The sequence below is a fragment of the Cupriavidus sp. 2SB genome (assembly GCF_005503625.1).
GTDB lineage: Bacteria > Pseudomonadota > Gammaproteobacteria > Burkholderiales > Burkholderiaceae > Cupriavidus.
Genome location: NZ_SCMX01000094.1, coordinates 1 through 23564 on the forward strand (window position 1 = coordinate 1; position 23564 = coordinate 23564).

Here is a 23564-nt window from a genome sequence, read left to right on the forward strand (position 1 = left end):
ATCAATTCCTTCGGGATGGCGAGCAAGTCCCGCAATGGGGCTTTCGGTTTGCGTGGCATACATGCTCCTTAACGACATGTTATGCCCTACACACAAAATTCCTGACAGGCCCGTCAAGCGGCAGCGGAAATCAGTCGTACCGCAAATCCGTAGCCTTCCCCCAGAACACCCGATATGCATACGCCGTATATCCAAGAATCGTCGGCAGCACCACCGCGGCACCGATCAGGATCACCATCAGCGATTCCGGCGCACTTGCCGCCTGCCAGATGTCGATGCGATCCACCACGAGGTACGGAAACAGGCTGTACGCCAATCCATTGAACGCCATCAGGAAGATCACGGCGGTGCCTGCAAACGGCACCCAGCACCAGCGGTCGTTGCCGCGTGCATGGAAATCACGCAGCTTGCGCAGGAATCGCTCGATGACGAGGAACAGCGCCATCGTCAGCAGCGGGATCGGCGCCAGCAGGATGATGTTCGGCAGCGTGAACCATTTCTCGAAGATGCGCGCGCTGACCATCGGCGTGACGATGGAAATCGCAGCAACACCGGCCGCCGTGATCCACAGGCTGCGGCGTGCCCAGTAGATTGCACGCAGTTGGAGCGCGCCCGTAGTCTTCATGATCAACCACGAAGCACCCAACTGACAGTAGCCCGCCACGAGACACAGGCCCACGGCCACGGCGAACAACAGGTTCGGCAAGTCGTAGCGGAAGCCAGTGATGTAGAGACCCAGCATCAATCCTTGCGAGAAGCTCGCCAGCAGCGATCCCGCATAGAACGCGAAGTTCCACCACGGCTTGTGCGGATCGCGCGCCTTGACGCGGAAATCGAATGCCACGCCGCGAATGATCAGCCCGGCCAGCATCAGCGCGACGGGCAGGTAGAGCTGCGTCAGGATCACGCCATGCGCGAGCGGGAAGGCCGTGAGCAACAGGCCCACGCCAAGGACGAGCCACGTTTCATTGGCGTCCCAGAACGGACCAATCGACGCGATCATCGTGTCCTTGTCCGCATCGTCGGCGCGGCGCAGCAGCACGCCTACGCCCAGGTCATAGCCGTCGAGGATCACGTAGATCAGCATCGACAGGCCCATCAGTGCGAGGAACACCAGCGGCAGCCAGCCGGCCGGCTGGCTCAGGTCAGGAATGGTGGCCGGATTCATGATGCGCTCCTGGGTTGGCCGGGAATGACGGGTTGCGGGGCTTCGATGACTGGCGCGGAGGGGTCACCGTTCTTGCCCGCCTTGCGTGCCAGATGGAACACCACGGAGATGTACGCAACGATCAGCAGCAGATAGAGCGAGAGGTACATCGCCAGCGTGCTGCCGATCATCGTGGCAGGCACCTTCGAAGCGGCCTGCGCGGTGGTCAGCACGCCATAGACGAGGTAGGGCTGTCGGCCGATCTCGGTGACATACCAGCCCGCTACCAAAGCGATCCAGCCGGAGAACGTCATCGCTACCAGCACGCGCGCCAGCCATTTCGACGGCGCCCCGTTCCGCCGCAACCGCCAGGCACCGAGCCACGACACGGCCAGCATCAGCAGACCCACACCCACCATGATGCGGAAGGCAAAGAACAACGGGGCCACGGGAGGATGTCGATCCGGGAAGGCGTCGATGCCGAGGATCTCGCCATCCACCTTGTGCGTGAGGTAGATCGATGCCAGCTTCGGAATCGCGATCTCGAAATCGTTCGATTGCGTACGGGCATTGGGCAGGCCGAACAGCACGGCGGGCGCGCCTTTCTCGGTCTTCCAGATCCCTTCCATCGCGGCGATCTTGGCCGGTTGATGATGCAGCGTATTCAGCCCGTGCAAATCACCGGCCACGATCTGCAGCGGAATCAGGATCGCAGCGAGCGTCACGCCGGTGCGCAGGCCGTGCATCACATCGCGGCTGCGGTCGTTACGCAACCAGCGCCACGCCGAGATACCCGCGACGAGGAAGGCCACGGTCAGGCCCGACGCCAGCAGCATATGCACGAGCCGGTACGGGAACGACGGATTGAAAATCACCTCAAGCCAGCTCGTCACATGCGCGCGGCCATCGATCATCTCGAAGCCGGCCGGGGTCTGCATCCACGAGTTCAGCGCGAGAATCCAGAACGCGGAGAGCGTGGTGCCGCCTGCCACCAACAGCGTGGCGATGGTGTGCACGCGGTTGCTCACGCGTCGCATGCCGAACAGCATGATGCCGAGGAAGGTGGCTTCGAGGAAGAACGCGGTCAGCACCTCGTAGGCCAGCAGCGGCCCGGCGATGTTGCCGACGGTTTCCATATAGCCAGGCCAGTTGGTGCCGAACTGGAAACTCATGGTGATGCCGCTGACCACGCCCAGCGCAAAGGTCAGCGCAAAAATCTTGACCCAGACGCGATACGCGTTCATCCAGCTTTCATCGCCGGTCTTGTTGTAGCGCAGCTTGAAGAACAGCAGGACCCAGGCCAGAGAGATGCTGATGGTCGGGAACAGGATGTGGAATGTGATATTCGCGGCGAACTGGATGCGCGCCAGTATCACCGGGTCGACACTTGCAAACACGGACTACTCCTTGCGGGATCGGGCAGGTTTTGCGGGGGTGGTCTTGCTGGCCGGACGCGTGGTTTTTGCGGTGGACTCGGTCGCCTTGGTCTTGGTGCCTGCGGGGGTCTTTGCAGAGCCCATGCCAATAGCGGAAGTCAGCCGGTCCTTGACGTCGAGCAGCTTGGTGACGCGCGAGCCCAGGCGCATCAGTTTTTCCAGCGTGGCCGTGTCGAGTTTCTGCGTGTCACCAAACCATGTGGTGACGAGCAGGATCAGCCCGTACATCTCTTTCATGCGGGCCTGCGCGTGACGGTCATCGTCGGAAAGCGGGGTTTCGAGCTGCACCTCGCGCAGCATCGACAACGTGGGATCGATCTCGCGCCGGCGGCGCTCCTCGGCCAGCGTCCGGAAAATCGCCCAGACATCATCGGGCGCGGAGAAATACTCGCGACGGTCACCGGGCTGGTGCGATAGCCGCACAAGATTCCACGACTCCAGTTCCTTGAGTCCGATGCTGACGTTCGAGCGGGAAAACCCAAGCGCTTCGGCAATTTCGTCGGCGTTGAGGGGGCGCGCCGCAGTGAAGAGCAAGGCGTAAATCTGACCAACCGTCCGGTTGATCCCCCAGCGGCTGCCCATCTCACCGAAGTGGAGGACAAAGCGCTGGATCAGGGGCGAGAGCTGCATTGTATGTTTTGAATTTTCAGAAAGTTGTGAAAGTTTAAAACAAAAACGATGCAAGCGTGCGGGGGGCAGGGGTGGGTGTGGCGGTTTGTCGCTGGGACTGGAATTGTCACGTCTCACAGTTATTGAGTTTTGTCATCGCCGCGATGAGACGACGGCCGACACGGAGCGTTTCGTAGACCGCCTCGATGCCACATGCACTCTCGATCAGAGCCACGATCATGGTATGGGCCCCGGCTTCATGGAGCAGACCATCCACGATCTCGATGTGCGTGGGAGATTCCACCTTCGGAATCAGAAGTGCGTCAGGGAACGGGCCGCGCTCGAGCAACGCAGTCAGGTCGGCGAGGGCGGCACGAGAACCCAGGCTGTTGATCCGTACGGCGGTTGGCAGTCCGCATGCACGGGACTGCAACGTATCCACGACGATGGCTCGCGCGCGATCCTTGTCACCTGGCGCAACGGCGTCCTCTAAATCGACAATCAATCTGTCCGTGGCCACTTTCACGGCATTGCTGAAACGCCACCGGATACCTCAAGGCGTGGAACTGACGGCTGCCGGACTTGCGTTTCGAGAGGTCGTCCGACGGATGCCAGCCATGGCGGAAGAAGCGGGGCATGCGGCACGTCGCGCTGCGCGTGGAGAGCTCGGCGTCCTCAGGGTGGGGTTTACGGCGTCGTCGGGATTCAGCCCCGTTGTGACCGCCGCGATTCGTGCATACCGGCGCGCCTATCCCGCTGTCGAAGTGCAGATGGACGAAGCGAATACGGCATCGTTGATAGCAGATCTGGAGAATCATCGTCTCGACGCGGCGTTTCTGAGACCTGGCGAATCACTGGCTCGGGATATCCAGTTCCGCTTGCTGTCGGAGGAGCCGCTTGTCGCGGTACTGCCGTCAGCTCATGCAAATGCGCGTGGTAGACGATTGAAATTGGCCGATCTGGCCGTCGATGAGTTCATCACGTTTCCTCGCCAGTACGGGTCGGCGATGTACGATACGATCTTTGCCGCCTGCCGGGCCGCGGGATTCGAGCCGCGACTCGGCCAGATTGCGCCGCAGATCGCATCGATCATTCATTTTGTCGCGGCGGGGCTTGGCGTGGCATTGGTCCCGGCATGCATGCGCGAACTCAAGAATACAGGTGTGGTGTTCCGGGAATTGAGCGATGTGGCCGCTTCTGTGGAACTCTCGTTAGCCTGGCGACGCGGTGATCGTTCGCTGTTCGTGAGGAATTTTGTAGAAGGTGCGCTGAGGACATAGATGGCAACCGGAGAATCACATACCAAGGCAGAGCGACGCCGTCAGGCTGGATGGCGCTACCGGCAGATGGATATCGGGTCGGCGATAGAGACCGCGCTGTGGCCCGGCTCGACGCCGCCGGCGTTGCGATCTCACTTCCATGATGAGGACCAGTTAGTCTTCGTTTCGCGTGGCTGCCGGCAGTTTCTGATCGGCGAAGAGCAGGTGAGTGTGCGGGAGGGGCTGGTTCTATATATAGCGGCGGGTGTGGTGCACAAGTCCGTAAGGGTGCCTGATGTTGAAGTTGAATGCCTCAACGTCTATCTTCGCCCGCTGTCGATGGGATGCGACTACTGCACGTTCGATGCCGTTCCTGGCTTGATCGATGGAGGGACGTTTGACGCCAGGCTGCTTGCAACGCTCATCGGCGAAATGCCAAAGCGAGTGTCGTCCAGGGCGACGTGTGGCAATGGTCACGAGCCACTGCGTGATTACCTGATCGACGCGAAGGGCACCATTGGCGGCCTCGCCGAGGATCTTGGCTGGAGCCGGGAAGGTTTCAGTCGCCGTGTCTCGCGAGAGCTTGGCGTCGGCCCGCACGCATTCCGACTTCTCGCAAGGCTAAACCGCGCGCGGAACCTCCTGCGGGACGGCATGTCACCCGCGACTGTTGCAGCCGAGACCGGTTTTGCCGATCAGAGCCATCTAACCCGCTGCTTTCGCGGCGTATTTGGCACAACGCCGGGACAATACCGAGCTACCTGAGTCGCCGATTTCTCTCTCCCAGCCTGTTGCCGGTCACATCCGTTCCAGACACGCTCCCGTAGGGCTGCCATTCTTCGAGATCGTTTCTACATCGAGGAGGCAGGCATGCAAGTCACCACGACCACTCTGCTGTTTGCTGCTGGCGTCGCTGGCGGATTGGTCAATGCGCTGGCGGGCGGCGCCACGCTGATCACATTTCCGGCGATGCTGGCGGCAGGCCTGCCCGCCATCATCGCCAATGCGTCCAATGCCGTCGCCATCTCGCCGGGGCATTTGATTGCGGCATTGGCAGACAGGGAGAAGCTGCCGGCGATGACCGGGCGTGCGATGACGTGTATCGCTGTCGCGGTGCTCGGTGGACTGATCGGTGCGATTGTGTTGACGCAGTTGCCAGAGCGGCTTTTTACGATACCCATCCCGGCACTGATTGCGGCAGCCACACTACTGTTTGCGCTGTCACCAGGCATTAATCGATGGGTGGCGAACCGCCCCGACGCCGGGAGAATGCTGGCCGGCGGTCCCGGCGCTGTCCTTCTCGGCGTCGTCTGTGTCTACGGCGGCTTCTTTGGAGCAGGCCTTGGCGTCATCCTCACGGCGATGCTGACGGTCACGGAGCCAGGCGATCTGCGGGCTGTCAAAGCGCTGAAGAACCTGATGGCAACCTGCGTGTCGCTGAGCGCAACGCTGATATTTATCGCGCAGGGCGCAGTGCGATGGCCAGAGACACTGACGATGCTGGCCGGTGCACTCGCTGGCGGTTACGGTGGTGGCATGCTAGTGCGGGTCTTGCCGTCGCATCGTGTCCGACAGTTCGTGATCGTGGCGGGAGCACTGATGAGCTTGATCTACGCGCGTCGATACTGGTGGTGACTGGGGCACGGCGGCACTGTACAAAAATGGATATGCATCGGCTTCGCGCCATCATCCGGCTGATGCCGAAGTGCGCGAGTCCGCTCGGAAGCGACCAGGGCTCAGCCCGGTGTGGCGCTTGAAGGCGATGCTGAATGCTGTGTCGGACAGGTAGCCAATGCGCTCCGCTATGTCGGTCAATGGTTCGTCGGAATGTCGGAGTGCGGAACGCGCAATTGTCATGCGCCATTGGGCGAGGTAGTCGAGCGGTGGTTTGCCCACGTGTCCCCGGAACCGAGATGCAAATGCCGTCCGCGACATGGCTACTGCCTGTGCGAGGCCCTCGACGGTCCATCGTTCGCCCGGCTGCGCATGCATCAGCGATAGCGCAGCACCGATTTTTGGATCGGCCAATGCACCCAGCCATCCCTCGGGCCGGTGACTCGATGCGAGGTACATGCGCAGCACGTGCACAAGTACGAGTGCCGCCAGGCTGCTGCGGGCGATATCTCCGCCAGCGTGGCGGGCACTGGTCTCCCACTTCAGCAGTTCCAGAACGCTGGATAGCGAGTGCGTGCCAAGGTCGGAGGCGCGCAGATGGATGAGCGGCGGAAGATGCGTCAGAAGGAGATCTGTCACGTCGCTGTCGAAGGTAAAACGTCCGCTGGCAAGGCTGACGGGAGCGGCCTCGTCGCCAATCCCCTGATATCGCACGACCCCGTCGGCACCGCGAATCGTCCGATAGGTGGCTGGGCCATCCTGCGGCGGCAGCCGTGGATCACTCGCCGAACAGAACGGCTGCCCGTCCGTGAGCATATAGAAGTCTCCCTTCTCGAGCGCGAGCGGCTCCTTGCTGCCTTCAACCCACAGGAAGAAGCGGCCTTCCAGCACCCCACCGAACTTGACGTGACGGTAGGCAGGAAACCGGAACGCCCACGCCCCGGTGCCCTCGAAGCGGGACGACAACGCGGAGCTCACCCGCAACATTGAGAGCACGTCCGATAATGCGTCCATATTTGTACGATCGAGAATTAAATCGGTCTTTTTTATTATAGCGACGCACTCCAGTCGGCACGATCATTCATGTGTTCCGTCCAATGAATGAGGTCGAATCCGATGAAAGCATGGCAACTCGAGCGCCTCGGTGGTGCGCTGAGCCTGACCGATCTACCCATCCCTGAAGCGCGCCCCGGCGGGGTAGTGGTGAGGATCGAGGCATCGTCGCTGATGTCCTATATGAAGGACTACGTGGCAGGCAATCTGCCGATCTACCACACGCCAGACCGCCCATTCATTCCGGGCGGCAATGGCGCTGGCATCGTGCATAGCGTCGGCTCCGGGGTCTGGCATTTGCAACCCGGGCAACGCGTCGTGCTGTCGTCGCACTTTGTCGCGCAGGAGAACGTACAGAATCCGGCCGAGATACTGCTGGGGGTCACGGCCAACGGCCCCACGGCGCACCGTATGCAAGCGGATTGGCCGGATGGCACGCTGGCGGAGTACGCGTCGTTCCCGGCGAGCGCGGTAACTCCTGCCGGCGAGATGTCGAAGCTCGATGCGTTCGATATCGCGCTGACGATGCGGTGCATCGTGCCGTTTGGTGGCCTCTTGCGCGGGAGGCTCGCAGCAGGCGACACCGTCGTCGTTTCAGGCGCGGCGGGGGCATATGGCACCGGAGCCGTGATGGTCGCGCTTGCAATGGGGGCGGGGCGGGTAATCGCTGTTGGGAGACGAGCGGAATCGCTCGACGCCATATGTCAACTGGCGCCGGGCCGTGTCGTACGTGTGGTGGCGACGGGAGATGTGGCGAGCGATGCCGATGCCATCCGTCACGCATGTGGTGGCGGCGCCCACCTTGCGTTCGACATGGTCGGTAACGCCGGCGACCCGAACATCACGATGGCTGCGCTGCGCAGCCTCAGAAAGGGCGGTCGGCTCGTGTTGATGGGCAGCATGACAGTGCCATTGCCCGTTCCCTATACAGAATTGATGCTGAACGGCTGGGAAATTCTCGGCCAGTTCATGTATCCGAGGGACGCATACGGACGCCTGTTTGACCTTGTGCGCGCCGGGCTTCTCGACATGACCCCGATTCGGCCGATTGTGTTTCCCCTCGCCGCGCTCCCCGAGGCAATGGATGCTGCAGCAACCTCCAGCAATTTCGAATGCGTGGTGATGGATCACCACGCGGAGTGAACTCATGAAGATCCTGAAGAGAATGCAGCGACTCTATGTTGCACCGGACGCACTCGACGCCACCGTATCGTTCTACGAGATTATCCAGCATGCCGAGTGCGAAATGCGCCTGCGGCTTGATGCCATTGGCATAGAAGTGGCCGTAGTCAATGGCGTGATCTTGCTGGCCGGCAACGAGACAGCGTTGGCACCAGTGCGAGATGCTCAGGTCGCATTCGTCGTCGACTCGCTCGATAGTGCTTTTCGTGAGGTGCACGGGGCAGGGGCCGAGATCTTGCACGAGCCGTGTGACGCGATTGGAGGCAGGAACTTCACCGCGCGCCACCCGGATGGACTCGTAGTCGAATACTACGAGCCGGAGCTCAAGTTATCGGCTGAATGAACCACTCCTCCCTGATAGCGGCTCCTCTCGGTCCGTCATGTCGTTACTGCGTCTGGCCAAAAAAGCGGATGACTAGGAGACATAGCCTCCCCCGGTTGACGCTCGTTAGTGGGTGTCGCCTGCGCCTCTGAGGCGCTTGAGAAACCACCTTCCAGCAGGCCCGGGCGGTGTGTCCTTCCTAAAAACTGCAAACATGGCGATGGGCGGCGTATGTGGCTGGAACGCTTCGAGCCGCAAGGCCACGAGCTTCCCAGAATCCAGGTCATCTTGAACCATTGCTAGCGGCATATGGCCCCATCCAAAGCCAGCGCGCAAGAATGCGTGCTTGGCGCCCAGATCGGCAAGGCGCCATATCTGGGGAGAGAAAACACCGAAAGTGGTGCCTTCTGTGAGGGTCGTGCGGTCCGTCAGCACGAGTTGGACGTGCTCCTTGAGATCCACCGGCCGGAGGATCCGATTCTTTGACGCCAGGGGATGGGACGAGGCAGTGACCGTAATCATTGGCACATCCAGCAATTTCTCGGCATCGAGAATTTCTGGGACCGATGGCATCGAGCCGCTGATTCCGAGCCGGCATGTCTGGGCGAGTACCGGCTGCATGACAGCGCCCAGCGCTTCGACGTAAAGGCGTAATGGTGTGTGCGGAAACTCGCTTCGGAATGCGCCGACCGCGTCTGTCAGTGATGTCATTGGATACATGACGTCCACCACGACGGAAAGCTCTGGCTCGAGTCCGTCGGAAATTGTCCGCGCCTTGGCCTTGAACCCGTCCATCCCACCCACCACCAGTCGCGCCTGTGCAAGTAAGGCCGATCCTTCGTCCGTCAGCCTCGGATAACGTCCGGTGCGATCGAAAAGCTGCACGCCGATCTGGCCCTCCAGGTTGGCCAGCGTATGGCTGACCACGGATTGCGCTCGCCGGAGTTTGCGGCCGGCGGCGGAGAAACTGCCTTCGTCGGCGGCCGCGATGAAGGTACGAAGCTGGTCCAGCGAGACGGCATCGAGCATATATCTAAGTAGTAGATGGATTGCATCTAGAAATATAGGCTATCTTGATGGGTGTCAAGTCTCTACTCTTCGTTCATCCACTCTTTGAAAGGATGAACACGATGAACTCGAACCTGAACACCTCGCTGAACGAACACTCCGCAATCCCCGCCGTTGGCCGCACCCTCATCGCTGTCATTTTCTTCATCAGCGGCTTCGGCAAGCTGATGGCCCCTGGCGCGACGATGGCCTATATCGGATCGTTGGGTCTGCCCGCGCCAGCGCTCGGACTGATTGGCGCACTTGTGCTGGAACTGGCGGGTGCCGCGCTCCTGGTCATTGGCTACAAGGCGCGCGTGGTTGCTCTCCTCCTTGCTGCCTACGCTGTCGTGACCGCGCTGATCTTTCACCACGCGCTCGCTGACCAGAACCAGATGTTCCATTTCCTGAAGAACCTGGCAATGGCCGGTGGTCTCTTGCAGGTGGTCGCGTTCGGCCCCGGGGCCTTCAGCGTGGACAACCGTCGCGCGCCGGCCAAGCGCGTTGCCGCCTGATACATCGCAGGAGAAGACATCATGAGCATTGCCACAACGCTTCTGGAGCAACACCTCCAGTTCCTGGTAGACAAGCCGGAGCAATGGCAGGAACTGATCGCCGACAGCATCGTCTGGGATCTGCCGTACGCACCCAGCCTGGGTCATCCGCTGAAACTCGAAGGACGTGAATCTGTGCTGCGGCATGCGAAGTGGTTCGTGGGGGCGGTCAGGAACTTTCGCTTCTCCGATGCCATCGTGACTGCGACGGACGATCCGCAGCAGGCAATTGCTCGGGTGCGGGGGGAGGGCCTGATCGCGGCGACCGGCCGCACCTACCGCCAGGAGTATGTCGTGTTTCTGACAGCCCGCGACGGTCGCATCGTGCACCTACGCGAGTATTTCGACCCGGTTCAGGCAGCCCTTGCCCTTGACGCTCCTGTAGTGGGCGTCGCTTCCAGGAGCATCTGATGAAAGCCATCCAACTAACTGCCTACGGCAGCCCCAGCGGCATGACGCTGGTCGAGGCGGACGACCCCGTACCGGGCGACAACGAAGTCTTGATCGACGTTGCCGCGGCATCGGTGAATCCCATTGACTGGAAGATCGTCAGCGGCGCCATGCGGGCGTTTATTCCACTGCCGTTGCCTTTCACCCCTGGGGTAGATGCTGCAGGGACCGTCATCGCCGTGGGGCGCAACGTCACAACACTGAAGCCGGGCGATGAAGTGATGGGGTTCATCGGCATTGTCGGGGCTTTCGCCACGCGCGCCATCGTTGAGTCCACCCGCCTGGCGCGCAAGCCTGCGTCCTTGACTTTCGCGGAAGCCGCGGCGATTCCCGCTGCAACGCTGACGGCATGGCAGGCACTCCACGAGCATGGGGGCTTGCAAGCCGGGCAGTCGGTCCTGATTCACGGTGCCGCAGGCGGCGTAGGCACGGCGGCCGCGCAGCTTGCCAAGTTGGCCGGCGCCCACGTCATCGGCACCGGCTCAGCCCAGAGCCGCGAATATGTGGCAAGCCTCGGCGCCGATGCCTTTATTGACTACCGCACCGAGGATTTCGCCGCGCGTGTCTCGGGATTGGACCTCGTGCTCGACCTGATTGGCGGTGAAACTCAGGAGCGTTCATGGTCGGTGCTGAAGCCGGGCGGCACACTGGTGTCGACGGTGGCGAGGCCCGACGCAGGTCGAGCCAAAGGGACGCAGGCGACCGGCAGACATTTCGCTACGCGTAGCGACGCGCCCCAGCTCGAGAAACTGGCTACGCTCCATGCATCGGGCGATCTGCGTACCCATATCGATTCGGTTTTCGCGCTCACAGACGTTAGCCAGGCGCTCGACCACAGCAAGGGCGGCCACGTGAAAGGCAAGGTCGTTGTGGCCGTGGCCCAGTAGAGTGCGCCTAGGCGCCAAAGCGAACCGCCGGTGACAGGGTGAAAGACTCGCGCATGTCGCGTGCCTCCTCAACCGGCGTTCGCCCAAACAGACGCTTGAACTCCCTGCTGAACTGCGAGGTGCTTTCGTACCCGACGCGTCCCGCTGCGGCCGCCGCAGTGACGCCGTCCCGAATCATCATCAGGCGCGCCTGGTGAAGGCGGGTGGACTTGATGTACTGGATTGGCGACGTCTGGGTCACCGTGCGGAAGTTGGCGTGAAACGCTGGCACGCTCATGCCGGCCTCTTGAGCCAGGCGTGACACGTTCAGGGGCGCCGCATAATCTGCATGGATGCGCTTCAGCGCTCTCGCGACGCGGCCGAAGCGCCCGTGGTGAGCGAGAGCGGCACGCATCGCGCCTCCCTGTGCCCCCGTCAACACGCGGTAGCAGATTTCCCGCACCAGGCCCGGACCCAGAATCCGGGCATCCATCTGCACGGTCAATGCCTCCAGCAACCTGACGGTTGCACCGGCCAGATTCTCGTCCAGCTTCGTAGACACCATGCCGTTGGGTGGCTCTTCAGGCAGATCTCCTGCTGCACCGATTTGCGTGATCAGTTCGCTGAGTTCGAGGAGGTCCAGACGGATGGACACCGCCAGCATGGGTTCCTCTGGCGAAGCCTGGGTTTCCGTGGAAAACGGCAGCGGTACCGACAGTACAAGATAGTGCTGCGCGTCGTAGACATAGACCTCATTGCCCAGAAAGCCAAGCTTGCGGCCCTGGCACACGATCACGATGCTTGGCTCGTACAGCACCGGTGTGCGCCCGAGGGGCCGGTCGGAACGCATCAGCCGCACGCTGTCGAGCGTCGACTGCGTGTAGCCCTCGTTGGGCGCCAGTTTCTCGATCAACCGAACCATCTTGACGGAAGCGGGGGAGCGGACCTTGGACACAAAGCCTCCTGTTGTTTGCCTGCAGCCGCCATTCTAGCCGCGTCTTGCACACCGTACCAGTCGGATCAATAGGAATAGGCAACAACGGCATCGGTCCGTGTATTCGCCTGCAGACAGGTCATCCCTATCATTCATTCACCGGCCGACGAACCATACCGCTTCATTGAAGGCCGAAACGTGACTGCAGAGCGCGCCAAATCAAGCGCCGACCTCCGCGGCCAGATCCGAACCAACGATAGGAGTATGCAACATGGCAAACGCAATCAACAAATCGAAAGTCATTCTGATCACCGGCGCCAGCAGCGGCATCGGCGAGGGCGCCGCTCGCCTGCTCGCCGCGCAAGGACACCGGCTCGTGATCGGTGCACGCCGGGCCGACCGGCTCGCCGAGTTGGCGGCATCGATCGAAGCCTCCGGCGGCGTGGTTCGTTACCGCGAGCTCGACGTGACCTCGGCCGACGACGTGGCGGCATTCGCCCGGTTCGCGCTCGATGCCTTCGGTCGCATCGACGTCCTGGTCAACAACGCGGGCGTGATGCCGCTTTCGCCGCTCAACGCGCTGAAGGTCGGCGAATGGAACCGGATGATTGACGTGAACATTCGTGGCGTGCTGCATGGCATTGCCGCCGTGCTGCCGACGATGGAAGCGCAAGCGCTGGGCCAGATCATCAATATTTCCTCAATTGGCGGACTTTCCGTGTCGCCTACTGCCGCGGTGTACTGCGCTACCAAGTTCGCCGTGCGTGCCATCTCTGATGGGCTGCGCCAGGAGACCGACAAGATTCGCGTGACAGTGATCTGCCCCGGCGTCGTGGAGTCCGAACTGGCCGATTCGATCTCTGACGACACCGCGCGTAGTGCGATGCAGGAGTTCCGCCGTATCGCTATCACCCCTGACGCGATCGCTCGTGCCATCGCCTATGCGGTGGAGCAGCCCGCCGAAGTCGACGTCAGCGAGATCGTCGTACGGCCCACCGCCAGCCCGTTCTGATCCATCCAGCACGCGGGACCCAAACCAATCAGGAGAACATCATGACATCACGAAACACGGCAAGCGGCGCCTTCGCAGGCAAGGTCGCCATCGTCACCGGTGCAGCCAGTGGCATCGGCCTGGCCACCACCGAACTGCTTCACGCCGAAGGGGCGAATGTGATTGCCGTTGGGCGCAGCAGCAACGTTGAAGCGCTGGCGCGACCTGGCATCGTTCCTGTCGTTGCCGATGTGGCGCGAGAGGAAAGCGCCGTGCAGGCCGTTACCACGGCAATCGACCGCTTTGGCAAGCTCGACATCCTTGTCAACAACGCGGCGGTCATCATCAACAAGCCGCTGGTGGATATGTCGCTGGAAGACTGGAATGGCATCCAAGCCGTTAATGCCACGGGCGCTTTCCTGTTCTCGCGGGAAGCCATGCGCGCCATGCTGCCGGCAAAGACGGGGGCCATCGTCAACGTGGGGTCTTACGCCTGCTATCAGGCCTTTCCGCTCATCGCAGCGTATGCGGCGTCCAAGGGCGCACTTGCTCAGTTGACGCGGGCGCTCTCTCTGGAAGCCATCGAACACGGCATTCGCGTGAATGCGGTGGGGTCCGGCGATGTCATCACCAACATTACCAACCACATCCATGCGGACGGCCAGGCCTTCCTTGCCGAGCATGGCAAGAAGGCACCGATCCGCCGCGCGGCACAGCCAAAGGAAATCGCCGAGGTGATCGCCTTCCTCGCATCGGAAAAGGCCAGCTTTATCGTCGGCGCCGTGGTCATGGCCGACGGTGGCATGAGCGTGGCCCTGCCTTGATCAACGTCTTAGCCGCACATCTATCTGAAGGAATCTGCATCATGAAACAAGCATCTCGTACATGGTTCATCACAGGCGCGTCGAAGGGCGTCGGTCAGAAACTCGTTGCCCACTTGCTAGAGCAAGGCCACCGGGTAGCGGCAACGTCCCGCACAGCCGCATCGCTGACGAAGACGTTTGGTGGGGCATCCGACCGCTTTCTACCTTTGGAAGTTGACCTGACCAGCGACCGTAGTGTCCAGGCGGCTGTTGAAAAGACCGTGCAATGGTTCGGCGTGATCAACGTGGTCGTCAACAATGCCGGCTATGCCCAGCAGGGCACGGTCGAGGCGCTGTCGGACGACGAGTTGCGCCGCAATTTCGAGGTCAACTTCTTCGCGCCGATGGCTGTGCTACGGCATGCGCTGCCGCACCTTCGCCGCCAGCGCAGCGGTCACATCATCAACATCTCGTCCATCGTAGGCTACCAAGGCGGATATGCTGGCTGGGGCAGCTACGTCGCCAGCAAGTTCGCGCTGTCAGGGTTGACGGAATCCCTGGCGGCGGAAGTCGCGGAGCTGGGCATCCGAGCAACGGTGGTCTATCCGGGGCCTGTGCGCACGGACTTTCTGTCGAACGGTGCGCTCGCAGTGGCCAGGCGACAGATCGACGACTACTCGGAGGCCAAGGCTTCGCTGGACCTGCATCTCGACACTCTGCATGGCCATCAGGCCGGCGATCCTGACAAGCTCGCCCTCCTGATCATGCAGGCCGCTTCGGTCGAATCGGCGCCGTTGCATCTGTTCGCCGGCAAGATCGCCAATGAACTTGCGGCTGCGAAAGCTAATGCTGTTGCAAAGAATCTCGACACCTGGAAGGGCTCGTCCGAGGCTACCGACTTTGCAGACTGATCGATAGTGAATGGGTCCCGGCTTTGCCGGGACTCTTTTCCTATAAAGCCCAAAGCTCAACGAGGGTTATGAGAGTGACATCAGGCCCACTGTTGGGCCTTTTTTCATGGCGATTTCACGTGAATGCCCGCCGGTAGTGTGTCCACTCAGGCCCGTAATGGCAGCTTCGGTCAAGATGGGACATTCGAAGAACGTTGGGATATGTCTCAAACTGGCCGGGAGGAGCCCCTCTATTCACCACGCCGCCCCGCCTCGGAGCGTGCCCAATCGGAACCTGTCGTTTGGCTTCGACGATAAGCCCGGACCACTTCTGCGGCTGGAACGACTTCCGGCCTGCCGTCCGCTAGCCGTCCCATTGTACCCACATACTGTGAGACGGACCGCCCCTTTTACCCACTAACTGTGAGATTTCGACCCAGGTAGTTTGCGACGGCGCTCAGCAACTCCTTGATTTATCTAGGTCGGGCTTCCCATTAACTTTGAGATGGGACAGGAATAACTGTCACGTCTCACAGTATCCGGCCATGGTCGGCAAAAAAGGAGGCGAGCTGCGCACCGCGCCGCTCGCCTCCTGACGCTGTAGCGGGAATTCGTGGAGCGAAGTAGGAAGACCGGCCTTCTCCTTGTCGCACTTGAACGAGCTCAAACACGCGTGAGAGCTTGCTTGGTCTATGTGCCGTTGCCCTCGCAAGAGCAGGTTCCTGGCATATGGCTGGGGGAGTACCGGTGTCAGGCGGCTGCCGGTGTGGCGGCGGGCGCCGCGGCCAGCCCATCGAGAAGCGCACGAACGCGTGTGCGCTCGTCGTCGGTGCCTTGTACAAGCAGCACGAATTCATTGGCTCTGATGGCCGTTTCGTACTTGACCACATCGTCCTTGGGCACGCCGAATTCTGCCAGCGCCGCACCGAGCGCGCTGATGCCGCCACCGATCACCACGCCTTCGAGCGCCGAGACCAGTGCCGCAACCACGGGACCGGCCAGCGCGACCGTGCCAACGCCCGGAATAACGAACAGGGCAGGCGCCAACAGCAGGCCCCAGATGCCGCCCCAGAATGCACCTGTGGTACCCCAGGAACGGATGCGATCTCCCACGCTGTAGAAGCCGATGGCATGTTCTTCCGAATGGTAGCCTTGGCCGATGATCGATAGCGTCTTCAAGTCAACGCCGTGTTTGCCGAGCACCTTGATAGCATCGTCGGCGGCTGCATGGGTGGGGAATACTGCGACGACGGGGTCTTGCTGAGTCATGATGGGCCTCCGGTGGGCGTGATCCCCGCATCAGGATGATGTCGAGGCGAGCATCCAGTGTGGGAGATCGCTCGAGACGAGGCTTTCCCATTTGCACGGTGACAGGACGGCGTGCACTGCGGACCCAACCTCGCCGCCTGCGCGCATATTCGCGCCATCGTGCGAGCTATGTGGGAGAGATGCCGGCGGAGCGCTGGGGAGGAACTGCTCGAGCAACTAATTTGACCGATAGATGTTACGCTTCCTCAATTGAAATAGCTCACGCCCTAGGCATCGAACATGACAAAGCAACTCGAGGGAAAAATCGCGCTGATCACAGGTGGTACAACGGGCATTGGCCTCGCTGCCGCCAAGCAGCTTGCTGCGCAGGGGGCGCAGGTTGCATCCGATGCGGCAAGTTTTGTGAACGGCATCGAGCGGTTTGTCGATGGCGTCATGGCACAAATTTAAGCGGCCGTCGCCAGGGTATGGAAATCATCGAGAAACATCAGGATGTCTTGCTGGCCGGCTCGGAAGTTTGGCTGGTCCGGCCACGAGGCATCGATGACATATTGCGTGTATGCGTGACGCCGAACCGGATACCGTCGGCAGATGAGCGCGCGGGGTTAGTGATAGCGACGGATGCGGAGTTGAGCGCAGGCACACTCATCAGCACGCTCAGGAGCTGTGCCGTCGGACTGGACTTACCTCTGCTCTATGGCGTGAGCGTGGGTTATCCGCTCGATGCGAATCCCCCTTTCATGCTCAGGCGGAACCGGGAACTGACAACGTCATGGCCCGCGTTCGAGCCGGTGACGCCAGCACTTCTCGGGATGCCGGGAGTCGCCAGGACGGGCGGAGCTGATGCGTTCCTCGCGTTCCTGGCAGACGAACTCAGACCCGCACTGGCCGAAGCGTTCCCCATCGATACCGATGATGCGACGCTGACCGGGCAGTCATTTGGCGGCCTGTTTGTCCTTTATGCACTGTTGCATCGTCCTGATGCCTTTCGCCGATATCTCGCAGTCAGCCCGTCGCTGTGGTGGAACGGGCGTGCGTTGCTCGATGCTGCCGCGCGGATCGTCGAGTCGCGTCCGGCGCCCGTGGCCCGCCTCTACATGTGCGTCGGCGAACTCGAGCATCGCGCCCGCTTCAGTCAGCAATTCAGCGCGCCCGTGCCTGAGGACGTCCGGGAAGTGCTGCGCGCCATATTGGGGAACATCGACTTCCCCGGCGACATGTTCACGATGGAGCAGATCCTGCGGCGCTGGCAGAGCGACCAGTTCTCTGTCGAGTCGCATGTCTATCCGGAAGAGAGCCACGAAACGATCATGGGAGCAGCCCTCAGCCGCGGGCTGCGGCGTCTGTACGGCACGCTGTAGCGGGCCTCAGCCCGCATCCGGATCCTGTCGTGACGTCAAGCCACCTTTTCCCGAGGGTCATCGATGTGCTGTTTCGCAACGTCGTAGCGCACGCCCTGCCGATCGAGAATGCGGACATTCCGGACCACTGTCGCCAGTGCGGCCAGAAAGGTCGCCGCCTGCTCGTGACGCTCGTAGGCGGCTTCGTTTTCCCAGCCTTCCACCAGATGAAAAGTGTTGGGGTCGGTCAGATCCGGTGAGAAGGCGTAGTAGATGCATCCCGGCATCTTGCGAGCAGCCACCATGTCCGGGATAACCGCATCGATGAAAGTTTGCCGATCGTCCGGGTGGACTCGGTAGTACGCACTGACGACGATGCCGGTAGCCAGATTCTTGTCGTGATCTGCGGGAGATTGGCCGTGATCCGGGAATTGGTCGCTATAGCTGGGAGTGTCGATAGGGGTGGTCATCGTTGAATCCTGTGTCAGATTACTTCTTGTCAAGGAACACACGCGCGCTGGAAACCTTGCCGTCTTCGATCGTGAAGATGTCCTCTCCACGGACCGCGTCAGGATGGCTTCGCGGCCCATAGCCCCACGTTACGCGTCCCAGCCCATGATTCCACGTCACCGGATCGGGCGTGAACACAAACCCTGCGTGACTGGACTGCACCTTTCGGATCAGCTTGGCCACCTCTTCGTAGCCGACGGCCTTCCCGCCCTCGTCGGCAACGAAGACATCGGCGGTGTAGATCTGGGCGAACTTGGGGATGGTCTCCGCCGACACCGGCGCGTTCCAGATTTCGAAGTGCTGGTCGATGAGGCGTTGCACAGCGCTCAGGTCGACGGATGCGGAAGATGAGAGAGAAGTGTTCATGGTCGATGCCCCCGTTGCTTGGTGCGGTGATGTCGCGGTGTATTGGTCGCTAAAGGACACGAGCTCGATTTGCGAGCCCCATGGCGTGAGGAAGTAGAACCACTGCACGCCATCGGCATTCGTGATCGGTTCATTGAGTACTTTCAGCCCGCGCGCTTTCACGATTGCAAGACTGCGCGCGATGTCCTTCGTCCTGAGGGCTACATGGGTCGCGCCAATGTCGTCCTCATGTGGTTGTGTGGAATTGATCTCGTGCCCCGCGTACTGGAACAGCTCCACCTTCGGACCACCGGTCAACTGAAGCATGATGAAGCGCTTCAACTCGCTGGACTGGTGCCAGCGAAACTGCGTCTTCCATTCTGCGGGAATGCCTTCGGGTCGCGCGTCGGCAATCACCCGCGCACCGATCAGGTCGGAGAAGAATTGCACGGCCGCGTCAATGTCCGGAACGTTCATGCCCACGTGGTCGATTGCCGATACCTGCAACGCGTCGATAACCGGAGCCGGCACATGCTGTGGCGTGGCAAGCGTCTGGGCGGAGGCGTCGAGGGAGACGGCGGCGGCGATCATCGCCATTTTCATTGCTTTCATAACGTTGTGTATAAGAAAAGTCATGCTGCTGTCGGGTTGCTGCCGGGCCGACATGCAGTCGCGTTGTGTTGGCAGCATACCGAGCGATCAGGCACCACCGAAACATGCATTCCTGAAATGCAGCTTTGCGGAATAACTCCGATCACTCCCGCAAGACGACTGGCAGTATTCAAGCGGCAGTGATGAATGGTTGCGTCAAGCGTGCTGAATTTAAACTGTTCGATGGCATGGACAATCCATGCGCACGCATGAACGTCGCACTTCAGGAATGATCTGTTTGCAGGTTCCATGGCTCAAAGACGAACTTGCTTTACCTGGCGACGACAAGGCCACGGGTAGCGATAACGTTGCGCAGGGTGTGGTTCGTCTTCATGATTCGACTCCAATAATGGTTTGAGATCGCGGCACATCGGATTCGATGGACTTGTCAGATAGACGCCGATGTCTGTCGATTTATTCCGAAGATTTAACGGAATTGCGCTTTAAAGGACAGGACCGTGCTCGGCACGGACCTGTCTGCGCATTTCGTCGGCAAGCGGATGCAAGCCCGTGGTGGAAGCAGATGCGACCACTGAATAACCCAGTCCTTTGTCGGCCCAGGAATATCCGGACACGCCATCTTCCTGATGCGGACGCATCGGGGTGTCGCGATCGATCGCCATTGTGCGCACCAGCATTGCCAGACGTCCGCCATGCGCGTCGTCATAGATGAACAGACCCGCAGGCCCGTGTTCGGTGGCCACAAGCCGACCACCCATGTACCGGTATCCCGCGTTTCTCAGATCGGGGATCTGCACGGTTCGATTCAGTCTCGAAGAGACCCACCGCGTCAGTTCAGGGCCGCTTGCCGCATCGAATTCGACGGGCCGATCGGGGTCCTGCGCATACACCTGGAAACTGGCGGTAGCTTCCCGCGCCAGTGACGCAATGCCGCTTGCGTAGGGGTCATTGCGGCTTTCGTTGCCGTACCAGCCGCCTGCGCCGCCGATGCAAAGCGCGACCAGGACGGCGGCAGCCATGCGCCACGGCTTGTCGACGCGTCTGCGCCGCGCCGCGAGCATGTGTCCAAGATTCAACGAAAGCGGGATGGGTTCCTGCAACACGGGATCGTATGCATCGCGCAATGCCTGCCGATGCGCGAGATACTTGTCGACTCGCGCTGCCACCGGAGGATTGGCGACGAGATACGCGTCGATCTCCTTGCGCCGCTCGGCATCGAGCGCATTGTCAACGTATGCGAGAAGCTCTTCTTCCTGGATCGGACGAATCTCGTTCATTTCACCCTCCGTAGCGTGGCAGCCGGCCCGGCATGCTGCCGCGCGCCGCCGAGCAGCCGTACCAACCTGTCCCGTGCGCGGGACAGCCGAGACATCACCGTGCCAACCGGAATGTCGAGCGTCTTTGCCACCTCGGCGTATGACATATCCTCCAGCGAGACAAGCAGTAGCACGCTGCGTTGCTCAGGGGGGATGGTGTCCACGGCATCGAGCAGATCCTGATAGATCAGGCCGTCCTCCTGCGTGGCGCGGGTCGAGAGGGATTCCGCAACATCCTCGATGGCAACCTGCCGAATACCGGCAGTGGTGTTTTTTCGCAAGGCGCTCATGGCCAGGTTGTGGAGGATGGCAAATACCCAACTCCGAGTGTCGCCCGACGAGCGGCGGTCGTCCCAGTGCGTGATCACTCGTTCAAGGCAGTCTTGTACGAGGTCGTCCGCCGCGTCGCGCTCTTTCATCAGCGCACGGGCATATCGGCGCAATGCGGGAATCATTGGCTCGACTTGTTGGAACATCTCGTTCACGGCGAATCCGGAATGATCTGCGTCTCAGATGCGGCCGCCCCAACTGGAGCGGCCGCAATGCCTTACATACGCTGCACCTGGACGGGTGCAGTGGCCTTGCCGTCAACGGACGGGGCAATGACGAGGAATCGCCGGGTACCCGGTGCACTATCGGTCTGCACCACCTGTCGGATGGGGCCGATGGCGTTGACGATTGCCGATCCGGCGGGGTTCGTCATGAACGTGGCAATTGGCTCCAGTGTCCCGCTGCCATCGGGTTGGTTCGCCAAGGCCAGCACATAGGGATGCTTCGGCTCAAGACCGGTCGCGGAAGCCTGTACCACTTGCAGCAGGCCCTGATCGAACAGCGTCACGCTGGTCGGTGGGTTATCGCTGGGAGTCGGTCGTCCATTGGCAACGGAGAGCAGGGTCAGTTGCGTGGTATTGCCGGCAACGCCAAGCTTCTGCAGCCCTTGCGTGCCATCGCCTTCGGGTACGGCGTTGGGCACGTAAGCGATGGCCTGCGGTGCCTGTCCGATCGGTACATTGGCGACGACGCGGTTCGTCGCGGTATCGATCGCAGCCAACTGGTCGGCGTTCTCCAGACCTACGTAGATGCGGGTGCCGTCGCCCGACGGCCAGACACCGTGCGGCAGTTTCCCGACGGGAATTGTGGCAACTTGCGAAAAATCATCGGTACGGAAGACCTTGACCTGGTTGAGGCCACCCACGGTGATATACGCAAACGTGCCATTCGCGATCTGGGCGAAATTCACGTGATTGGTGATAGGTCCGGTATCGATGGTCTTCAGGAGGGTGAAGGGCGGTCGCGCGTCGAACACCTGCGTCTTGCCAATATCCTTCAGCGTGAACCACACCTGCTTGCCGTCGGCCGTCGCTGCAATGTTCGGACAGAACGGACTCTCCTGCTTCACCTTGCCGACGATCTTGTGATCGGCCACGCTGATCACCGCCGTTTCAGGATTGAACGACGAGCAGACGTAGCCGTACTTGCCGTCGGGGGAAAAGATCTGCATGCCCGGGCCGTCAGCCACGGTGATGCGTTGCTTTTCCTGGAACGTCTTGGCATCGATGACCGAGACATAGTTCTCGCCGCGAACCGTCACCCACACTTCCTTGCCGTCCGGCGTGAAGAATGCCTCATGCGGTGACCGGCCGACGTAGGTCACATGCTTGACCGCATTCGTTGCCGTGTCGATGAACGTCACGGAGTTCGAGCCGATCGAGACCACGGCGAGCGTGCGATGGTCAGGCGAGAAGCCCATGCCGTGCACCAGAACCTGCCCACGGTAAAGCGGACTGAAGTTGCCCGGTGCTGGGTCGCCGAGACGGATAACGCCGAGCAGCCTGTTGTCCACAGGGTCCGTCACGGAGACCGTGTTCGAGAATTGTTCCGCGGCGTAGATCCTGTCCCGATGGCTGATGGGAATGTCTCGCTCGGCGCTGGCGCCTGGTGCCTGCCCGGCGAGCGCACTACCCATGGCGCATGCCATGTACGCCACAACGAGGGCATGTCGTTTGATTTTCATTCTTGTTTTCTCCGCCTTGTTCAGTGCATGTGTGAGTGGTTGTGGATGGCAGTACCCGATACCGCCGATGGGGCTGCGGGTTGGGTGGGTGCCGGTGCCGATGGCGGCACCGGCTGCCCCAGGGCGATGCGCATGGCCGCGATCTCCTGCAGTTGATCGACGATGATTTCCTGTGCAATGCGCCGAAGCTGTTCGTTCTTGCCATATCGCAGTTCGGACATGGCCATCTCGATCGCGCCTTGATGATGGGGAATCATCATTGCGACAAAATCGCGATCGACATCGCCAGTAGGTGCTGCCGACATTCCATCCATCATCTTGGTCATGGCCGCTTCGTTCTCGGCAACGAATTTTTCGGAGTCCGTTTGTCCTGCAGATCCTGCAGCGGTGGCAGCCATCGAGGCGCCAATGAGGGCTGCGGCGAGGGCGATGCGCGTTACCGATCGCTTGAATGGAGCACTACGAGGAGGTGTGAACATGTGAATACCTGCTTGGAGATGTCCGAGGTAGACGCTGGAGCCCGTCCGAATATTCCCGACCCCGCAATCAATTTTGCGAAAGTCGGAATGGAGGGCGAAGGAGGGAGGGGAGTTGCCGCGTTGGCCGTCCGCCAGATCCAATCCATGGCGCGAGCGGAGTGTTGCCAACGCAACATCAACGAGATGGAAGGCAAGCGACCATCGGCAGTTGCCGCGGTCGCTTGCCGGCTGGCTTCAGACTTGGGCCTGGCCGCCGTCCACGAACAGTTCGGCGCCGTTCACAAAGCTTGCATCGTCCGAAGCCAGGAAGAGGGCGGCTCCGGCGATTTCCGAGGGTTCTCCCACGCGGCCCATCGGGATGCGCGATGCGAGGTAGTCCAGCAGACCCTGCTGTTGCGCGGCATCCGGACCGGCCAGCTCCACAAGACCAGGCGTGCGCGTCGCCCCCGGGCTGATCGTGTTGACGCGAATGCCGCGATCCTTCAGGTCCAGAATCCAGCTACGCGCGAAGGCCCGGATGGC

General features: G+C 61.1%; 27 protein-coding genes and 1 pseudogene. 13 read left to right on the top strand and 15 right to left on the bottom strand.

Going from position 1 to position 23564, the window contains the following annotated elements:
* Positions 1-130 precede the first annotated feature (130 nt).
* The 4 genes from FFS21_RS28075 to FFS21_RS28090 all read right to left on the bottom strand — a co-directional run bounded on the left by FFS21_RS28075 (position 131) and on the right by FFS21_RS28090 (position 3718).
* On the bottom strand, positions 131-1168 hold the full coding sequence (locus FFS21_RS28075; RefSeq protein ID WP_137927973.1) for a cytochrome d ubiquinol oxidase subunit II: 1038 nt from the start codon (positions 1166-1168) through the stop codon (positions 131-133).
* The gene (locus FFS21_RS28080; RefSeq protein WP_137927974.1) at positions 1165-2544 is read right to left on the bottom strand and encodes a cytochrome ubiquinol oxidase subunit I; all 1380 of its coding nucleotides are present in this window, start codon (positions 2542-2544) and stop codon (positions 1165-1167) included. Before FFS21_RS28080 ends, FFS21_RS28075 begins: the two co-directional genes overlap by 4 nt.
* Before the next feature lie 3 nt (positions 2545-2547).
* Positions 2548-3213, bottom strand: a complete 666-nt coding sequence (locus tag FFS21_RS28085) for a GbsR/MarR family transcriptional regulator (RefSeq protein ID WP_137927975.1) — start codon at positions 3211-3213, stop codon at positions 2548-2550.
* Positions 3214-3319: 106 nt separating this feature from the next.
* Positions 3320-3718: an aldolase/citrate lyase family protein gene (locus FFS21_RS28090; protein ID WP_171020512.1), complete on the bottom strand. Its 399-nt coding sequence runs from the start codon at positions 3716-3718 to the stop codon at positions 3320-3322.
* Between the two features lie 91 nt (positions 3719-3809).
* Here FFS21_RS28090 and FFS21_RS28095 point away from each other — a divergent pair, with 91 nt between their 5' ends.
* The 3 genes from FFS21_RS28095 (at position 3810) to FFS21_RS28105 (ending at position 6086) form a co-directional block, all read left to right on the top strand.
* Positions 3810-4472 (top strand): LysR substrate-binding domain-containing protein, encoded by a 663-nt coding sequence (locus FFS21_RS28095; protein ID WP_171020513.1) that lies wholly within the window; start codon positions 3810-3812, stop codon positions 4470-4472.
* Positions 4473-5216 carry a helix-turn-helix domain-containing protein gene (locus tag FFS21_RS28100; RefSeq protein ID WP_137927978.1) on the top strand — a complete coding sequence of 248 codons (744 nt, stop codon included), beginning with the start codon at positions 4473-4475 and terminating at the stop codon, positions 5214-5216.
* A gap of 105 nt (positions 5217-5321) precedes the next feature.
* A complete protein-coding gene (locus FFS21_RS28105) occupies positions 5322-6086 on the top strand; it encodes a sulfite exporter TauE/SafE family protein (RefSeq protein WP_137927979.1) in 765 nt (254 codons plus the stop codon).
* Positions 6087-6137: 51 nt separating this feature from the next.
* On the opposite strand, the gene FFS21_RS28110 is transcribed toward FFS21_RS28105, so the two are convergent.
* On the bottom strand, positions 6138-7079 hold the full coding sequence (locus FFS21_RS28110; RefSeq protein ID WP_137927980.1) for an AraC family transcriptional regulator: 942 nt from the start codon (positions 7077-7079) through the stop codon (positions 6138-6140).
* 102 nt (positions 7080-7181) lie between these two features.
* Between FFS21_RS28110 and FFS21_RS28115 the strand changes: the two genes are divergently transcribed.
* Both FFS21_RS28115 and FFS21_RS28120 read left to right on the top strand, forming a co-directional pair.
* On the top strand, positions 7182-8261 hold the full coding sequence (locus FFS21_RS28115; RefSeq protein ID WP_137927981.1) for a zinc-binding dehydrogenase: 1080 nt from the start codon (positions 7182-7184) through the stop codon (positions 8259-8261).
* A gap of 4 nt (positions 8262-8265) precedes the next feature.
* Positions 8266-8643, top strand: coding sequence for a VOC family protein (locus tag FFS21_RS28120; protein ID WP_137927982.1), 378 nt, complete (start codon positions 8266-8268; stop codon positions 8641-8643).
* 105 nt (positions 8644-8748) lie between these two features.
* On the opposite strand, the gene FFS21_RS28125 is transcribed toward FFS21_RS28120, so the two are convergent.
* Positions 8749-9651 (bottom strand): LysR family transcriptional regulator, encoded by a 903-nt coding sequence (locus FFS21_RS28125; RefSeq protein ID WP_137927983.1) that lies wholly within the window; start codon positions 9649-9651, stop codon positions 8749-8751.
* Positions 9652-9752: 101 nt separating this feature from the next.
* Between FFS21_RS28125 and FFS21_RS28130 the strand changes: the two genes are divergently transcribed.
* Genes FFS21_RS28130 through FFS21_RS28140 form a run of 3 tightly spaced genes read left to right on the top strand, consistent with a single transcriptional unit; the run spans position 9753 to position 11560 of the window.
* On the top strand, positions 9753-10184 hold the full coding sequence (locus tag FFS21_RS28130) for a DoxX family protein (protein ID WP_137927984.1): 432 nt from the start codon (positions 9753-9755) through the stop codon (positions 10182-10184).
* Positions 10185-10205: 21 nt separating this feature from the next.
* On the top strand, positions 10206-10634 hold the full coding sequence (locus FFS21_RS28135; RefSeq protein WP_137927985.1) for a nuclear transport factor 2 family protein: 429 nt from the start codon (positions 10206-10208) through the stop codon (positions 10632-10634).
* Positions 10634-11560: an NADP-dependent oxidoreductase gene (locus tag FFS21_RS28140; protein WP_137927986.1), complete on the top strand. Its 927-nt coding sequence runs from the start codon at positions 10634-10636 to the stop codon at positions 11558-11560. Before FFS21_RS28135 ends, FFS21_RS28140 begins: the two co-directional genes overlap by 1 nt.
* Positions 11561-11567: 7 nt before the next feature.
* Here the strand turns inward: FFS21_RS28140 and FFS21_RS28145 are convergent, their stop codons facing one another.
* The gene (locus FFS21_RS28145) at positions 11568-12461 is read right to left on the bottom strand and encodes an AraC family transcriptional regulator (RefSeq protein WP_137927996.1); all 894 of its coding nucleotides are present in this window, start codon (positions 12459-12461) and stop codon (positions 11568-11570) included.
* Between the two features lie 283 nt (positions 12462-12744).
* Between FFS21_RS28145 and FFS21_RS28150 the strand changes: the two genes are divergently transcribed.
* The 3 genes from FFS21_RS28150 to FFS21_RS28160 are packed head-to-tail and all read left to right on the top strand — an operon-like array spanning position 12745 to position 15178.
* Positions 12745-13485, top strand: a complete 741-nt coding sequence (locus FFS21_RS28150; protein WP_137927987.1) for an SDR family oxidoreductase — start codon at positions 12745-12747, stop codon at positions 13483-13485.
* A gap of 41 nt (positions 13486-13526) precedes the next feature.
* Positions 13527-14288 carry an SDR family NAD(P)-dependent oxidoreductase gene (locus FFS21_RS28155; protein ID WP_137927988.1) on the top strand — a complete coding sequence of 254 codons (762 nt, stop codon included), beginning with the start codon at positions 13527-13529 and terminating at the stop codon, positions 14286-14288.
* A 41-nt stretch (positions 14289-14329) separates the two neighbouring features.
* Positions 14330-15178, top strand: a complete 849-nt coding sequence (locus FFS21_RS28160) for an SDR family oxidoreductase (protein ID WP_137927989.1) — start codon at positions 14330-14332, stop codon at positions 15176-15178.
* Between the two features lie 729 nt (positions 15179-15907).
* Here FFS21_RS28160 and FFS21_RS28165 read toward each other — a convergent pair.
* Positions 15908-16426 (bottom strand): DUF1269 domain-containing protein, encoded by a 519-nt coding sequence (locus FFS21_RS28165; RefSeq protein WP_137927990.1) that lies wholly within the window; start codon positions 16424-16426, stop codon positions 15908-15910.
* A gap of 279 nt (positions 16427-16705) precedes the next feature.
* Here FFS21_RS28165 and FFS21_RS32630 point away from each other — a divergent pair.
* Both FFS21_RS32630 and FFS21_RS28175 read left to right on the top strand, forming a co-directional pair.
* Positions 16706-16807: pseudogene (locus tag FFS21_RS32630) on the top strand (SDR family NAD(P)-dependent oxidoreductase); the annotation flags it as partial.
* 86 nt (positions 16808-16893) lie between these two features.
* Complete coding sequence (locus tag FFS21_RS28175; protein WP_137927992.1) at positions 16894-17787, top strand: alpha/beta hydrolase; 894 nt, start codon at positions 16894-16896, stop codon at positions 17785-17787.
* 35 nt (positions 17788-17822) lie between these two features.
* On the opposite strand, the gene FFS21_RS28180 is transcribed toward FFS21_RS28175, so the two are convergent.
* The 7 genes from FFS21_RS28180 to FFS21_RS28215 all read right to left on the bottom strand — a co-directional run.
* Positions 17823-18236 (bottom strand): putative quinol monooxygenase, encoded by a 414-nt coding sequence (locus FFS21_RS28180; RefSeq protein WP_137927993.1) that lies wholly within the window; start codon positions 18234-18236, stop codon positions 17823-17825.
* 19 nt (positions 18237-18255) lie between these two features.
* Positions 18256-19287: a VOC family protein gene (locus FFS21_RS32310; protein WP_212745277.1), complete on the bottom strand. Its 1032-nt coding sequence runs from the start codon at positions 19285-19287 to the stop codon at positions 18256-18258.
* A gap of 428 nt (positions 19288-19715) precedes the next feature.
* Positions 19716-20510 (bottom strand): anti-sigma factor family protein, encoded by a 795-nt coding sequence (locus FFS21_RS28195; RefSeq protein ID WP_137927994.1) that lies wholly within the window; start codon positions 20508-20510, stop codon positions 19716-19718.
* The gene (locus tag FFS21_RS28200) at positions 20507-21025 is read right to left on the bottom strand and encodes an RNA polymerase sigma factor (RefSeq protein ID WP_237380860.1); all 519 of its coding nucleotides are present in this window, start codon (positions 21023-21025) and stop codon (positions 20507-20509) included. Before FFS21_RS28200 ends, FFS21_RS28195 begins: the two co-directional genes overlap by 4 nt.
* A 71-nt stretch (positions 21026-21096) precedes the next feature.
* The gene (locus tag FFS21_RS28205) at positions 21097-22563 is read right to left on the bottom strand and encodes a YncE family protein (protein ID WP_171020515.1); all 1467 of its coding nucleotides are present in this window, start codon (positions 22561-22563) and stop codon (positions 21097-21099) included.
* 20 nt (positions 22564-22583) lie between these two features.
* Complete coding sequence (locus FFS21_RS28210; RefSeq protein WP_137928000.1) at positions 22584-23042, bottom strand: DUF305 domain-containing protein; 459 nt, start codon at positions 23040-23042, stop codon at positions 22584-22586.
* A 234-nt stretch (positions 23043-23276) separates the two neighbouring features.
* Positions 23277-23564: SDR family oxidoreductase (locus tag FFS21_RS28215; protein ID WP_137927995.1), on the bottom strand; the 288-nt coding region annotated here is incomplete at its 5' end.

Excerpts from the sequence above, each read along its gene's own strand:
- FFS21_RS28075 (WP_137927973.1), bottom strand. The coding sequence starts at position 1,168 with ATGAATCCGGCCACCATTCCTGACCTGAGCCAGCCGGCCGGCTGGCTG.
- FFS21_RS28085 (WP_137927975.1), bottom strand. The coding sequence starts at position 3,213 with ATGCAGCTCTCGCCCCTGATCCAGCGCTTTGTCCTCCACTTCGGTGAG.
- FFS21_RS28095 (WP_171020513.1), top strand. The coding sequence starts at position 3,810 with ATGGCGGAAGAAGCGGGGCATGCGGCACGTCGCGCTGCGCGTGGAGAG.
- FFS21_RS28100 (WP_137927978.1), top strand. The coding sequence starts at position 4,473 with ATGGCAACCGGAGAATCACATACCAAGGCAGAGCGACGCCGTCAGGCT.
- FFS21_RS28105 (WP_137927979.1), top strand. The coding sequence starts at position 5,322 with ATGCAAGTCACCACGACCACTCTGCTGTTTGCTGCTGGCGTCGCTGGC.
- FFS21_RS28110 (WP_137927980.1), bottom strand. The coding sequence starts at position 7,079 with ATGGACGCATTATCGGACGTGCTCTCAATGTTGCGGGTGAGCTCCGCG.
- FFS21_RS28115 (WP_137927981.1), top strand. The coding sequence starts at position 7,182 with ATGAAAGCATGGCAACTCGAGCGCCTCGGTGGTGCGCTGAGCCTGACC.
- FFS21_RS28120 (WP_137927982.1), top strand. The coding sequence starts at position 8,266 with ATGAAGATCCTGAAGAGAATGCAGCGACTCTATGTTGCACCGGACGCA.
- FFS21_RS28125 (WP_137927983.1), bottom strand. The coding sequence starts at position 9,651 with ATGCTCGATGCCGTCTCGCTGGACCAGCTTCGTACCTTCATCGCGGCC.
- FFS21_RS28130 (WP_137927984.1), top strand. The coding sequence starts at position 9,753 with ATGAACTCGAACCTGAACACCTCGCTGAACGAACACTCCGCAATCCCC.
- FFS21_RS28135 (WP_137927985.1), top strand. The coding sequence starts at position 10,206 with ATGAGCATTGCCACAACGCTTCTGGAGCAACACCTCCAGTTCCTGGTA.
- FFS21_RS28140 (WP_137927986.1), top strand. The coding sequence starts at position 10,634 with ATGAAAGCCATCCAACTAACTGCCTACGGCAGCCCCAGCGGCATGACG.
- FFS21_RS28145 (WP_137927996.1), bottom strand. The coding sequence starts at position 12,461 with ATGGTTCGGTTGATCGAGAAACTGGCGCCCAACGAGGGCTACACGCAG.
- FFS21_RS28150 (WP_137927987.1), top strand. The coding sequence starts at position 12,745 with ATGGCAAACGCAATCAACAAATCGAAAGTCATTCTGATCACCGGCGCC.
- FFS21_RS28155 (WP_137927988.1), top strand. The coding sequence starts at position 13,527 with ATGACATCACGAAACACGGCAAGCGGCGCCTTCGCAGGCAAGGTCGCC.
- FFS21_RS28160 (WP_137927989.1), top strand. The coding sequence starts at position 14,330 with ATGAAACAAGCATCTCGTACATGGTTCATCACAGGCGCGTCGAAGGGC.
- FFS21_RS28165 (WP_137927990.1), bottom strand. The coding sequence starts at position 16,426 with ATGACTCAGCAAGACCCCGTCGTCGCAGTATTCCCCACCCATGCAGCC.
- FFS21_RS28175 (WP_137927992.1), top strand. The coding sequence starts at position 16,894 with ATGGAAATCATCGAGAAACATCAGGATGTCTTGCTGGCCGGCTCGGAA.
- FFS21_RS28180 (WP_137927993.1), bottom strand. The coding sequence starts at position 18,236 with ATGACCACCCCTATCGACACTCCCAGCTATAGCGACCAATTCCCGGAT.
- FFS21_RS32310 (WP_212745277.1), bottom strand. The coding sequence starts at position 19,287 with ATGTCGGCCCGGCAGCAACCCGACAGCAGCATGACTTTTCTTATACAC.
- FFS21_RS28195 (WP_137927994.1), bottom strand. The coding sequence starts at position 20,510 with ATGAACGAGATTCGTCCGATCCAGGAAGAAGAGCTTCTCGCATACGTT.
- FFS21_RS28200 (WP_237380860.1), bottom strand. The coding sequence starts at position 21,025 with ATGTTCCAACAAGTCGAGCCAATGATTCCCGCATTGCGCCGATATGCC.
- FFS21_RS28205 (WP_171020515.1), bottom strand. The coding sequence starts at position 22,563 with ATGAAAATCAAACGACATGCCCTCGTTGTGGCGTACATGGCATGCGCC.
- FFS21_RS28210 (WP_137928000.1), bottom strand. The coding sequence starts at position 23,042 with ATGTTCACACCTCCTCGTAGTGCTCCATTCAAGCGATCGGTAACGCGC.